This window comes from Streptomyces sp. NPDC014623 (assembly GCF_043088245.1).
Lineage (GTDB): Bacteria > Actinomycetota > Actinomycetes > Streptomycetales > Streptomycetaceae > Streptomyces.
Window position 1 is genome coordinate 19,229 of record NZ_JBIBZU010000014.1, and the last position, 12,642, is coordinate 31,870.

The 12,642-nt window shown below is 70.4% G+C and carries 10 protein-coding genes; all 10 read right to left on the reverse strand.

Translation table 11 applies throughout. From position 1 onward, the window contains the following. Positions 1 to 65 precede the first annotated feature (65 nt). The 10 genes from ACF1FZ_RS22215 to ACF1FZ_RS22260 all read right to left on the reverse strand — a co-directional run bounded on the left by ACF1FZ_RS22215 (position 66) and on the right by ACF1FZ_RS22260 (position 12,465). Positions 66 to 1,046 carry an ABC transporter permease gene (locus tag ACF1FZ_RS22215; protein WP_391775128.1) on the reverse strand — a complete coding sequence of 327 codons (981 nt, stop codon included), beginning with the start codon at positions 1,044 to 1,046 and terminating at the stop codon, positions 66 to 68. After that, positions 1,043 to 2,098: an ABC transporter ATP-binding protein gene (locus ACF1FZ_RS22220; protein ID WP_391775129.1), complete on the reverse strand. Its 1,056-nt coding sequence runs from the start codon at positions 2,096 to 2,098 to the stop codon at positions 1,043 to 1,045. Before ACF1FZ_RS22220 ends, ACF1FZ_RS22215 begins: the two co-directional genes overlap by 4 nt. A 20-nt stretch (positions 2,099 to 2,118) precedes the next feature. Then, positions 2,119 to 3,795 (reverse strand): ABC transporter substrate-binding protein, encoded by a 1,677-nt coding sequence (locus tag ACF1FZ_RS22225; protein WP_391775130.1) that lies wholly within the window; start codon positions 3,793 to 3,795, stop codon positions 2,119 to 2,121. Positions 3,796 to 3,923: 128 nt separating this feature from the next. Continuing rightward, complete coding sequence (locus tag ACF1FZ_RS22230) at positions 3,924 to 4,898, reverse strand: LacI family DNA-binding transcriptional regulator (RefSeq protein ID WP_391775131.1); 975 nt, start codon at positions 4,896 to 4,898, stop codon at positions 3,924 to 3,926. 390 nt (positions 4,899 to 5,288) lie between these two features. Beyond that, positions 5,289 to 6,896, reverse strand: a complete 1,608-nt coding sequence (gene cimA / locus ACF1FZ_RS22235) for a citramalate synthase (RefSeq protein WP_391775132.1) — start codon at positions 6,894 to 6,896, stop codon at positions 5,289 to 5,291. A 278-nt stretch (positions 6,897 to 7,174) separates the two neighbouring features. Further along, a complete protein-coding gene (locus ACF1FZ_RS22240) occupies positions 7,175 to 7,819 on the reverse strand; it encodes a TetR/AcrR family transcriptional regulator (RefSeq protein ID WP_391775133.1) in 645 nt (214 codons plus the stop codon). Between the two features lie 4 nt (positions 7,820 to 7,823). Further along, positions 7,824 to 8,846, reverse strand: coding sequence for an agmatine/peptidylarginine deiminase (locus ACF1FZ_RS22245; protein WP_391775134.1), 1,023 nt, complete (start codon positions 8,844 to 8,846; stop codon positions 7,824 to 7,826). Positions 8,847 to 8,855: 9 nt separating this feature from the next. Continuing rightward, on the reverse strand, positions 8,856 to 10,538 hold the full coding sequence (locus ACF1FZ_RS22250; protein ID WP_391775135.1) for an urease subunit alpha: 1,683 nt from the start codon (positions 10,536 to 10,538) through the stop codon (positions 8,856 to 8,858). Continuing rightward, the gene (gene ureA, locus ACF1FZ_RS22255; protein ID WP_391775136.1) at positions 10,535 to 11,233 is read right to left on the reverse strand and encodes an urease subunit gamma; all 699 of its coding nucleotides are present in this window, start codon (positions 11,231 to 11,233) and stop codon (positions 10,535 to 10,537) included. Before ureA ends, ACF1FZ_RS22250 begins: the two co-directional genes overlap by 4 nt. 128 nt (positions 11,234 to 11,361) lie before the next feature. Further along, positions 11,362 to 12,465 carry a branched-chain amino acid aminotransferase gene (locus ACF1FZ_RS22260; RefSeq protein ID WP_391775137.1) on the reverse strand — a complete coding sequence of 368 codons (1,104 nt, stop codon included), beginning with the start codon at positions 12,463 to 12,465 and terminating at the stop codon, positions 11,362 to 11,364. Positions 12,466 to 12,642: the final 177 nt, after the last annotated feature.

A 12,642-nucleotide genomic window follows, 5' to 3' on the forward strand; every position in this document is an offset into this window, starting at 1 on the left:
CTCAGGGCCCGGGGGGAGCGCGTGCCGGGCCACGCGGGTCCGGCCCGTCCCGGAAGAGAGGCCCACTAGGCCTCCTTGCGGGTGCGCGGGTCGAGGAGGGCGTACGCCATGTCGGCCAGCAGGTTCGCGGCGAGGACGGACAGCGTGATGATCAGGAAGACGCCCTGCATCAGCGGGTAGTCCTTGGCCCCGACGGCCTGGAACAGCTGGAAGCCGATGCCCGGGTAGGAGAAGACCATCTCGACCAGCAGGGTGCCGCCGACGATGAAGCCCAGCGAGAGGGCGAAGCCCGAGATGTTGGGCAGGACGGCGTTGCGCGCGGCGTACGAGAACATCACGCGCCGCTCGGACAGCCCCTTGGCCTGCGCCACCATGACGTAGTCCTCGGAGGAGACGGTCACCATCATGTTGCGCATGCCGAGGATCCAGCCGGCGATGGCGCTCAGCACGATCGTCACCCCGGGGAGCACCCCGTGGTAGAGCGCGCTGGAGATGAACGGCCAGTCGAAGGCGGGGACCAGGGAGTTGTCGTATCCTCCGGCGGCCGGGAAGACCTGCCACTTCACCGCGAACAGCGCGATGGCGATGAGGCCGAGCCAGAAGTACGGGATGGCCGAGATGAAGGTGGTGACGGGCAGCAGCCCGTCCAGCCAGGAGCCGCGCCGCCACCCGCTGTAGACGCCGATACCGGTGCCGAGCAGGAAGCTGATCAGGGTGGTGATGCCGACCAGCGCGAGCGTCCACGGCAGTGACGCGGAGATCACCTCACCGACCGGGGTCGGGAAGAAGGTGAAGGACAGGCCGAGGTCTCCGTCGAGCAGGTGGGACCAGTAGTCGGTGTACTGCGACCAGAGGGACTGGTCCTCGTCGAGCCCGAACAGCGCCTTCAGGGAGGCGATGGCGCTGGTGTCGAGCTGCCCCTGGTAGCGGCTCATCAGGGCCTCGACGGGGTCGCCCGGCATCAGGCGCGGGATCAGGAAGTTGATGGTGATGGCGGCCCACGCGGTGACCGCGTAGAAGACGAGCCGCTGGAGGACGTACTTCACTTCGCTCCTCCCTCGGCGGCGGTGCCGTCGTACAGCCAGCAGGCGGCCCACCGGCCGTCCGCCAGGTCGAAGCGCGGCGGCAGTTCGGTGCGGCAGCGCTCCATGGCCTTCGGGCAGCGGGGGTGGAAGCGGCAGCCGTCCGGCGGGGCGATCAGGGAGGGCGGCTCGCCGCTTCCGGTCTCTTCCTGCGCCTCCTCGTCCGCCACCCGGTCGGGGTCCGGCGCGGAGGCGATCAGCAGCTGTGTGTAGGGGTGCGCGGGGTGCTGGGTGACGGTCTCGCTGTCACCGCCCTCGACGATCCGGCCCGCGTACATCACCAGGGTCGTGTCCGCGAAGTAGCGGGCGGACGCGATGTCGTGGGTGATGTAGAGGATCGCGAGGTGCAGACGCTCCTTGAGGTCACGGAGCAGGTTGAGGACGCCGAGCCGGATCGACACGTCCAGCATCGACACCGGCTCGTCGGCCAGCAGCACCTGAGGGTCGGCGCCGAGCGCGCGCGCTATCGCCACGCGCTGGCGCTGCCCTCCGGACAGCTCGTGCGGGAACTTGTCCAGGAACTGACGGGGAGGAGTCAGCTGGACGCGTTCGAGCAGAGCGGCCAGGTTCTTCTCCAGGTCCGCCTCCCCGCTCCCCGCCCGGCCGTGGATCCTGAGCGCCCGGGTCAGGTGGTAGCGCACGGTGTGCACGGGGTTGAGCGAGGCGAAGGGGTCCTGGAAGATCAGCTGGACCTGCTTGACGTACGTACGGAAGGACCGGCCGCGCCCGGCCTTCACCGCCGTGCCGCCCAGGTGTATCTCACCGGAGGTGAGCGGGTAGAGCTGGGCGAGCAGCCGTGCGACGGTGGACTTGCCGGAACCCGACTCCCCCACCAGGGCCGTGACGGTCCCCCGCCGGAGTTCCAGCGAGACGTCGTCGACGGCGTGGACGGTGCGGCGCCTGCGGGCGACGAGGTCGCCGGCGGTGCGCCGTACGGGGAAGTGCTTGGTGACTCCGCGTGCTTCGAGCACCACGTCGTTCACGGTGCGCACGTCTGCGGACTGTTCGGTGGTCATCGGCCGGTTCTTCCCCGTACTTACTTGGCGGGCTCGAGGTTCAGCACGACTTCCAGCGCGTCCGGCTGGGTGTGCTGCGGGGCTGCGTACGGGTCCTTCTCGGTCGGCCATCCCACCCAGTTCTTCGTGGAGTACTCGGCACCGATGGGGGCCGCGGCCGTCGGGATGACCGGCGCCTGCTCGACCATGATCTTCTGAAGCGTGTTCATGGCCCTGGTGCGGGTGGCGTCGTCGGTGGCGTTGGCGTACTCCTTCAGCGCGGCGGTGGCCTCGGGGCTCTTGAAGCGGCCGAAGTTGCCGAGCTGGGAGCTCTTGCCGACGGGCTGGAGGATCGCCCCGTCCATGATGTTCTGGTACATGTCGTACGGCGTCGCGCCGCTGTTGGTCCAGTGCAGGGTGGCGTCGAAGTTTCCGGTGGCGACGTCGTTGCCCCACGCCTCCGCTGTCTGCGTCTTGACCTTGGCCTCGATGCCGAGCTGCTTGATGTCGTCCTTGATGATGGAGAGCCCGGTGATGTAGTCGTTCCAGCCGGCCGGGTCGGTGAAGGTCAGCTCGACGGGCTTGCCGCCCGGGTCCTTCAGGACGCCGCCGCTGAGCTCGAAGCCCGCCTCGGCGAGGATCTTCTTGGCCCCGGCCACGTCGGGCGCCGTGGTGGCGTTCTTGTACTCCGGGGCGAGGAACGGCTCCCCGGCGGGCAGCGGGATGCCGGTCGGGTTGCTGATCTCCGGGTAGAGGGTCGCCTGGGCCTGCACGTGGATCGCCTTGCGGTCGACGACCATGGCCATCGCCTTGCGCAGGGCCGGGTTGTCGAACGGCTTGCGGGCGGTGTTGAACCACAGGCCGTGGATGCCGAGCCCCGAGGGGAACCACAGCTTGTGGTTCTTCGGGTCCTTGGCGACGTACAGCTGCTTGTAGTTCGGCATGAAGACGAACGACCATTCCAGCTTGCCGTTCGCCAGGGCCGTCGTCGCCGCGCTGTTGTCGTTGTACGCGGAGTAGCGCAGTTCCTTGACCTTCGTCTCACCCTTCCAGTAGGCGGGTGTGGCGGTCAGGGTGGTGGTCTGCGGGGTGAAGGTCTTCAGCTTGTACGGGCCGGAGCCGACCGGGGTGCGGTTGGGCCAGGTCTCCGGGTTCTCGACCTTCTCCCAGATGTGCTTGGGCACGACGAACGTCGTGATGATCTTGTTCTGGTTGACGAACTGGGACTCCTTGAAGGTCAGGACGACCTTGTCCCCCTCGACGGTGACGCCGTCGTACGGGATGCCGTTGCCGTTGAGCGCCGGGTGCTTCTTGAGCAGTTCGAAGGTGAAGGCGACGTCCGCGGCGGTGAGCGGCTTGCCGTCGGCCCACTTGGCCCGCTCGTCGAGGGTGAAGGTGACCTTGGTGAAGTTGGCCTCCCAGGCCCAGTCCGTCGCCAGCCAGGGGTCCGCCTTGTCGGTGGGGCGGATCTGGTTCGTCATCGCCAGCGGCTCGTAGATCATGAACCGGTAGCCGAGGGTGGCGCTCGCCGAGGTCGCGAGGAACGGGTTGCTGTTGTTCGTCTGCGGCCCGTCGGGCTTTCCGAGGGTCAGCACGCCGGAAGCACCGGCGCCCCCCTTGCCGGCACCCGAGTTGGCGGACGAGCAGCCGGCGGCGAGCGCGACCACGGCGGTGGCGGCTGAGAGCGCTCTCAGAGTGTGACGGCGACGTACGGACATGGCGACTCCAGGAGGACTGCGGGTCTGGGAGATCCGGTGGTGTGGGCAGCGCTCGACGCGCCGGGTGCGGTGAGGCGTGTGCGGCTGGTTCGGGGATGCGGGCGGGTGACCGGCGGGGGCCGGCCCCGTTATGGCGCCGAGCGGCGCACGACCAGTTCGGTGGGCAGGACGACCGGCCCGTCCGGCACGGTGGTGCCGCCGAGGCGGGAGAGCAGCACGCGGGCCGCCGCCTCGCCCATCTGCCGCGTGGGCTGGTGCACGGTGGTCAGGGGCGGTTCGGTGTGCTCGGCCATCGGGATGTCGTCGAAGCCGATCACCGCGATGTCGTCGGGGACACGGCGGCCGACGGCCCTCAGCGCTCGCAGGACCCCGGCCGCACTGATGTCGTTGTGGGCGAAGACCGAGTCGAACTCCACGCCGTCCGCCAGGAGTTCCTCCACCGCGAGCCGGCCCCGGCGTTCGGTGAAGTCCCCGTCCACGACCAGTTCGGTGGGCAGGACCGAACGGAAGCCCGCGAGCCGGTCACGGACACAGCCGAAGTGTTTCGGGCCGGTGAGGACCAGGGGTCTGGTACGCCCCGCGGCCCGCAGATGACGGGCGGCGGACGCGCCTCCCTCGTGATTGGTGGTCACGACGGAGGGGAATTCCGGATGGTGGCCCCGGTCGTCGATCAGGACGATCGGCAGACCGGCCCGGTGCAGTGCGGTGAGCTGCGCGAGCGTGTTCTCCGGCTCGACGACGACGAGTCCGTCGAAGGCGCGCGCCGACACCTGGGTGGTGAAGCGTTCGACGGACTCCGAGCCCCGGTTGCAGGTGAAGAGCAGCAGCCCGTAGTCGGCGGCCTCGACCGTGTCGACGACGCCCTGGAGCACTTCGCCCATCCACGGCCAGGTGAGCGAGGGAACCAGCATGCCGACCGTGCGGCTGCTGCCGCGCGCCAGTCCGACGGCGCCCGAGCTGGGCACATAACCGAGGGCTGCGATCACTTCACGAACGCGGTCGGCCGTCGAATCATCCACCTCTCCCTTGACGTTGATGACCCGTGACACGGTCGTCTTGCTGACGCCGGCCTCACGGGCGACATCGGCGATGGTGACGCGCAACGGGGCCTCCAGGGACAAGGCGGGACGAGGGTGGGACGGGGGCTTCGGTACCGGTTCCGCAACCGGTACCGGAACCGGTACCGGCGTTGCGGCTGGAGTTAACCGCGCCGGGGCAGGGGCGTCAATACTTCACACCGAGATTGGTCCGTACCCATGCGCGAAGCAGGTTCGGGAGGCCGTTTGTTCACCTCTTGAACGTGCCGGCCTCTTGACGTGAGCGCAGAAGACGCCGTTCACTTGGGCACCCGCGGTGAGCTGGGCACCGTGTACGGCGGATGGTGCGCCGGCCCGGCCGTACCCGCCGGCGCGCCGTGCCCGGCGGCCCGGATCCGTACATGCGTCGGAGCCGCCGGCCACGAGGTCCGGCGGCTCCGACCGGGGCGGCGCCCGTCACTCGGCCGGTTCGACGCCCGCCCGCAGCAGACCGTAGGTGTACGCGTCCTCCAGTGCCTGCCAGGACGCGGCGATGACGTTCTCGGCCACGCCGACCGTCGCCCAGTCCCCGGTCCCGTCACCCGTGGTGATCAGCACCCGGGTGGTGGACTCGGTGCCGGTGCGGCCCTCCAGGATGCGGACCTTGTAGTCGACCAGTTCGAGCTTGGCGAGCTGCGGGTAGATCCGCTCCAGACCAACGCGCAGCGCCCGGTCCAGGGCGTTGACCGGGCCGTTGCCCTCCGCCGTGGCGACGATCCGCTCGCCCTTCGCCCAGAGCTTCACGGTCGCTTCGTTGGCGTGGGTGCCGTCGGGGCGGTCCTCGACGATGGCTCGCCAGGACTCGGTGCGGAAGTAGCGCCGCGGCCTGCCCTCGGCCTCGGCACGCAGCAGCAGCTCGAAGGAGGCGTCGGCCGCCTCGTAGGTGTAGCCCTGGAGTTCGCGCTCCTTGACCCGCTCGACGACCCGCTGGACGAGCGCGCGGTCGTCTCCGAGTTCGATGCCGAGCTCCTTGCCCTTGAGCTCGATGGAGGCGCGGCCCGCCATGTCGGAGACCAGCATCCGCATGGTGTTGCCGACGCGCTCCGGGTCGATGTGCTGGTAGAGGTCCGGGTCGACCTTGATCGCGGAGGCGTGGAGTCCGGCCTTGTGGGCGAAGGCGGAGACACCCACGTACGGCTGGTGGGTGGAGGGCGTGAGGTTGACGACCTCGGCGATGGCGTGGGAGATACGGGTCATCTCGGCGAGGGCGCCCTCGGGCAGGACGTTCTTGCCGTACTTGAGTTCCAGCGCGGCGACGACCGGGAAGAGGTTGGCGTTGCCGACCCGCTCGCCGTATCCGTTGGCGGTGCACTGCACGTGGGTGGCGCCCGCGTCCACGGCGGCCAGGGTGTTGGCGACGGCGCAGCCCGTGTCGTCCTGGGCGTGGATTCCGAGCCGGGCGCCGGTGTCGGCGAGGACGGTGGAGACGACGGCCTGTACCTGGGCGGGGAGCATCCCGCCGTTGGTGTCGCAGAGGATGACCACATCGGCGCCTGCCTCATGGGCCGTGCGTACGACCGCCTTGGCGTACTCGGCGTCGGCGCGGTAGCCGTCGAAGAAGTGCTCGCAGTCGACGAAGACCCGCCGGCCCTGCTCCCGGAGGTGGGCGACGGTGTCGCGGACCATCTCCAGGTTCTCGTCCAGGGTGGTGCGCAGGGCCAGCTCCACATGGCGGTCGTGGGACTTGGCCACCAGTGTGATCACCGGGGCGCCCGAGTCCAGGAGCGCCTGGACCTGCGGGTCCTCCGCGGCCTTGCCGCCGGCCCTGCGGGTGGCACCGAACGCGACGAGCTGGGCGTGCCGGAAGTCGATCTCCTGCTGGGCACGGGCGAAGAACTCGGTGTCGCGGGGGTTGGCGCCGGGCCAGCCCCCCTCGACGAAGCCCACGCCGAAGTCGTCCAGATGCCGGGCAATGGTCAGCTTGTCCGCGACCGTCAGGTTGATGCCTTCACGCTGCGCACCGTCGCGCAGGGTGGTGTCGAAGACATGGAAGGTGTCGTCGGGGGCCGTGGCCTTGGTGGTCATGCTGATCTGACTCCTGTCGGGTGAGCGGATCCGGACGAATCGGCTCCACTTGCCCCCATCCTCTCGCGTGCCTCGCTCCGGCCGTGGTGTGGACCGGAAAACGAAAAAACCCCTCGCGGGTGCGAGAGGTCTGCGCGCGGGTCTGGGGCACGATGTCCGTTCCGTACGTGGTGGTACGGGACGGTCACTGCGGACCGGCGCGCCTGCTGCCGATAATCATGGCGGACGAGGACACGCACGCAGTCTGGCACAACGGCACCTCCGTGGCCCGGTCCGTCTCAGGATGCGGGCGTGAATTCCGCTGTGCGACCGGGCGGTCCGGGAGGTGTGAGCGTCTCGTCCGCATATCCGCGCATCTGTTCCAGGACCTGGTCCCGTCCGGTGCCGGGGACACCGACCGTGACATGGACGCTGAACCCGTCCATGAGGGCTCTCAGGCGGACCGCGGCCCGGTCGGTGTCCACGGCGCGGAACTCACCGCGTGCGATGCCGTCGGCCAGCAGCTCCACGAGGTCGCGGTGCCAGGCGTCCTCGATGGCCGCCTGCCGGGCGCGGGCGTCGTCGTCGGCGTCCTGCGAGCGGTTCCAGACCTCCAGCCAGAGCGTCCAGTGCGGGTCGCGGTGGCCGTCGGGGACGTACAGCGCGATGTAGGCGTCGAGCCGCTCACGGGCGGTGCCGGGTCCGCCGAGCAGGGCCCGGCGTTCGGATCCGAGCCGCGCCTCACTCCACTCCAGGGTCTGCAGCAGCAGCTCGTCCTTGGTGCGGAAGTAGTAGAGGAGGTGCCCGCTGCTCATCCCCACCTCGCGGCCGAGTCCCGCCATGGTGAGCCCGTCCAGTCCGCGCTCGGCGACGGTGGCCATGACGGCGGCGAGCACGTCCTTCCTGGGCGGGGCGACGTTGCGGCGGCGCGGGGTACTGGGCACGGTTTCAGATCCTGGGCTGTTGCTGCGTGATGCAGTGGATGCCTCCACCACCGGCAAAGATCGTACGGGCGTCGACGGGTGTCACCGTACGGTCCGGGAACAGGTCTGCGAACACGGCCGCCGCCTCCTCGTCCCTCGGGTCGTCGAAGGCGCAGAGGATCACCCCGTCGTTGCACAGGTAGTGGTTGATGTAGGAGTGCTCGGTCCATGCGCCGTCGGCGCCGCGCAGTGCCGTGGGGGCCGGGATCTCCACGACCTCCAGCCTGCGGCCCCCCGCGTCGGTGGCGGTCCGCAGGATCCGGACCGTCTCACGGGTGATCTCGTGGTCCGGGTGGGAGGGGTCGGGCTGGACGTGGGCGACGACCACACCGGGGCGGGCGAAGGCGGCGACGATGTCGACATGGCCGAGGGTGCCGTACGTGCCGTAGTCACCGGCCAGGCCGCGCGGCAGCCAGAGGGCCTTCTCGGTGCCGAGACGGGCGTGGATCTCGTCCTCGACGGCCTGCCGGGTCCAGCCGGGGTTGCGCTCCTTGCCCAGCTGGACGGTTTCGGTGAGCAGCACGGTGCCCTCGCCGTCCACGTGGATCGCGCCGCCCTCGTTGACCAGCGGCGAGCTGTGCACGGGCACTCCGGCCAGCTCGGCGACGCCCCGCGCGATGTGCCGGTCGTGCGTCCAGCGGGCCCAGTCCTGGGCACCCCAGCCGTTGAACGTCCAGTCCACCGCGGCGATCCGGCGGTTTTCGGCGTCGATGACGAAGGTCGGTCCGATGTCCCGCATCCAGGCGTCGTCGAGGGGCCGTACGGCCGTCTCGACGTCCGGGCCGAGCAACGCCCGGGCGCTGTCCTCCTGGCCGGGACCGACGATCACGGTGACCGGTTCGAAGCGGCGCACGGCGCGGGCGACGGCGGCCCACGCCCTGCGGGCCTCGTCGAGCCCGGCCGCGGTGGCGAAGGTGGGGTTGGGGCCCGGCCAGGCCATCCAGGTGCGCTCGTGGGGGGCCCACTCGGGCGGCATACGGAAGGTCATGGCGGGTCCCTAGAGGAAGTAGAGGCGGTTGAGGGAGACGGATCCGGCGGCCGGTGAGCGCAACGGGTCACCGTCGAGGGTGACGAGACCGGTGTCGCCGTCGACGTCGACCTTTCCGGTGCGGGAGTTGAGGCGCAGGTCCGCGGGCCCGATGCCGCGTGTGCCCCGGACCGCGACCCTGCGGCGGCGGGTGGGCATGAGATCGGCGCCCAGCTGGGTGGCGGCCTCCGCGACGAAGGCGACGGAGAGATCCGCGGCCGTGGCTCCGTACGCACCGAACTGCGGGCCGAGGACGAGGGGTTCGCAGGTGTCCGTGGCGGCGTTGGGGTCGCCCGTCACTCCGTAGGCGGGAAAGCCGGACTTGAGGACCAGCTGGGGCTTCGCACCGAAGAACTCGGGGCGCCACAGGACGATGTCGGCGAGCTTCCCCGTCTCGATGGAGCCGACCTCGTGGGAGAGGCCGTGGGCGATGGCGGGGTTGACGGTGAGTTTGGCGATGTAGCGCAGCACGCGGGCGTTGTCGTCACCGGGGCCGTCGCCCTCCATCGGGCCGAGCTCGGCCTTCATCTTCGCGGCCATGGCGAACGTGCGGCGTACGGTCTCGCCGGCCCGCCCCATGCCCTGCGCGTCGGACGAGGTGATCCCGATGGCACCCAGGTCGTGCAGCACGTCCTCGGCCCCCATGGTCCCGGCCCTGATCCGGTCGCGGGCCATGGCGGCATCGCCGGGGAGGTCCGTCTTGAGGTCGTGGACGGAGACGATCATCCCGTAGTGCTCGGCGACCGCGTCACGGCCGAAAGGGAGCGTCGGGTTGGTGGAGGAGCCGATGACGTGGGGGACCCCCGCCATCTTCAGCACGTTGGGGACGTGTCCGCCACCGCAGCCCTCGATGTGGAAGGCGTGGATCGTCCGGCCTTCGAGCACGCTCAGGGTGTCCTCGACGGACAGGCACTCGTTGAGCCCGTCGCTGTGCAGGGCGACCTGGACGTCGTGGTCCTCGGCGACCCGCAGGGCGGTGTCCAGGGCGCGGGTGTGGGCGCCCATGTCCTCGTGGACCTTGAAGCCGCAGGCGCCGCCCTCGGCGAGGGCTTCCACCAGCGGCGCCTCGTGCGAGGACGAACCGCGTCCCAGGAAACCGATGTTGACGGGCCAGGCGTCGAAGGCGTTGAAGGCGTGCCGCAGGGCCCACGGCGAGTTGACGCCGACACCCCAGACCGGACCGAACTCCTGGCCGATGACCGTGGTGACGCCGGAGGCCAGGGACGCCTCCATGATGCGCGGGGAGAGCAGGTGGACGTGCGGGTCCACGGCTCCCGCCGTCGCGATGAGGCCCTCCCCGGAGACGATGGCCGTGCCCGTGCCGACGACCACGTCGACGCCGTCGAGGGTGTCCGGATTCCCGGCCCGGCCGATCGCGGCGATGCGGCCCTCACGGATGCCGATCGACACCTTCCTGATGCCCAGTACGGCATCGATGACCAGCACGTTGCTGATGACGACGTCGCAGGTGTCCCGGACGGCGGCGGCCTTGAGGTGCAGGCCGTCCCGGGCCGTCTTGCCGAAGCCGGCGAGGAACTCGTCCCCCTGCTTCTGGGCGTCGGACTCCACGCGGACGGTCAGACCGGAGTCACCGAGCCTGACCCGGTCCCCGGCGCGCGGCCCGTGCACGGAGGCGTACTCGTACGGATTCATCGGCCGTCCTCCTCTGCTCCTGCTCCGAGGTAGCCGCAGGCCGCTGCCCTGCGCAGCGCCTCCTCCTTCGCGCCCGGCGCGTCCAGGGGCCCGTCCACGAGCCCGGCGAAGCCGATCGCGATCCGGTCGCCGCCGATCGGGACGAGAGCGGCCTCGGCCGTCTCCCCCGGCCCGAAGCGGACGGAGGACCCGGCGGGCACGCTCAGCCGCATCCCGTACGCCGCCGCCCGGTCGAAGTCGAGGCGGGGATTGGCCTCGAAGAAGTGGAAGTGGGACGTCACACTGACCGGAACGGTCGCGGTGTTACGGACGGCGAGGCGCACGGACGGCTCCGGACCAGCCTTCACCGGGCCGGGGAGAAGCGCGCCGGGGGCGTCGTCGCCGAGCGAACCGCCGTCCAGAGGACCGCTGACCACGGCGAGCCGGGAGCCGTCGTCGAACACGGCCTCCACCTGGACCTCGGTGACCACGTCCGCCACACCTGGCAGCACGTCGTCCGGCCCCAGTACAGCGCGGGCTGCCTCGATCGCGTCGGCGAGTCTGTGCCCGTCCCTGGCCGCCTCGCAGACGGTGTCCGCGATCAGAGCCGTCGCCTCGGGGACGTTGAGCCGCAGGCCACGGGCCCGCCGGGCCCTGGCCAGCTCGGCCGCGCCGAAGAGCAGCAGCCGGTCACGTTCGGTCGGGGTCAGTCGCACGTCGCGGCACCTCCTGGTTGGAGCAGCACTCTAACCATGTTTCGAGCGTCGCTCAAAACCCGTGCCGCGAGACGACGAGGGCCGCACCCCCTGGTGGGGGGCGCGGCCCTCGTGGGTACGTCCGTCGGTCAGACGAGCTCGTGCATCCAGCCGTGGGTGTCCTCGGCGATACCGCGCTGGATGTCCAGCAGGCGCTCGCGCAGCTTGAGGGTGACCTCGCCGGGCGTGCCGTCGCCCTGGGTCCACTCACCGTCCGCGGACTTCACGGTGCCGACCGGCGTGATGACGGCGGCGGTGCCGCAGGCGAAGACCTCGGTGAGGGTGCCGTTCCGGGTGTCGGTGCGCCACTGGTCGATGGAGACGCGCCCCTCCTCGGAGGCGTAACCGAGGTCGCGGGCGACGGTGAGCAGGGAGTCACGCGTGACTCCCGCGAGCAGCGAGCCGGTGAGGGTGGGAGTGACGATCCTCTTGCTGCCGTCCTCCTGCCCGTACACGAAGTAGAGGTTCATGCCGCCCAGCTCCTCGACCCACTTGTGCTCGACGGCGTCGAGGTAGGCGACCTGGTCGCAGCCCTGCGCCGCGGCCTCGGCCTGGGCGAGCAGGGAAGCCGCGTAGTTACCCCCGGTCTTGGCGTCGCCCATGCCGCCGGGGACGGCGCGCACCCGGTCCTGGGAGAGCCAGATCGAGACCGGCTTCACGCCGCCGGGGAAGTAGGCGCCGGCGGGAGAGGCGATGACGAGGAAGAGGTACTCGTTGGCCGGCCGGACACCGAGACCGACCTCGGCGGCGATCATGAAGGGCCGCAGGTAGAGGGACTCCTCACCGCCGTGCTCCGGGACCCAGGCCTGGTCCTGCCGGACCAGGGCGTCACAGGCCTCGATGAAGGTCTCGGCCGGCAGCTCCGGCATCGCCAGCCGCGCGGCGGACCGCTGGAAGCGTGCGGCGTTGGCCTCGGGGCGGAAGGTGGCGACCGTGCCGTCGGGCTGCCGGTACGCCTTGAGGCCTTCGAAGATCTCCTGCGCGTAGTGCAGCGTCATGTTGGCCGGGTCCACCGACAGCGGCCCGTACGGCACGAGCTGGGCGTCGTGCCAGCCGCGGCCCTCGGTCCAGCGGATCGTCACCATGTGATCGGTGAAGTGGCGGCCGAAGCCGGGGTTGGCCAGGATCGCCTCGCGCTCCGCGTCGGACAGCGGGTTGGAGGAGGGCTTGAGCTCGATCGTGGGCGTCGTCATGAGTGCGTGTCCTTCACCGGTCTTGTGTGTGATGGACCGCGCTCACGCCCGCTTCCGCCCCAGCAGCTGCCGGGCAGGTTGTAGGACGTCCGAGCACCACCGCGAGCCGCGGTCCCGCCGTTCGATTATCTCCCGGGGGCGGCTCTGCACGAAATGACGTGATTGCGGTGACGTTCA

Excerpts from the sequence above, each read along its gene's own strand:
- ACF1FZ_RS22220 (WP_391775129.1), bottom strand. The coding sequence starts at position 2,098 with ATGACCACCGAACAGTCCGCAGACGTGCGCACCGTGAACGACGTGGTG.
- ACF1FZ_RS22225 (WP_391775130.1), bottom strand. The coding sequence starts at position 3,795 with ATGTCCGTACGTCGCCGTCACACTCTGAGAGCGCTCTCAGCCGCCACC.
- cimA (WP_391775132.1), bottom strand. The coding sequence starts at position 6,896 with ATGACCACCAAGGCCACGGCCCCCGACGACACCTTCCATGTCTTCGAC.
- ACF1FZ_RS22245 (WP_391775134.1), bottom strand. The coding sequence starts at position 8,846 with ATGACCTTCCGTATGCCGCCCGAGTGGGCCCCCCACGAGCGCACCTGG.
- ACF1FZ_RS22250 (WP_391775135.1), bottom strand. The coding sequence starts at position 10,538 with ATGAATCCGTACGAGTACGCCTCCGTGCACGGGCCGCGCGCCGGGGAC.
- ACF1FZ_RS22260 (WP_391775137.1), bottom strand. The coding sequence starts at position 12,465 with ATGACGACGCCCACGATCGAGCTCAAGCCCTCCTCCAACCCGCTGTCC.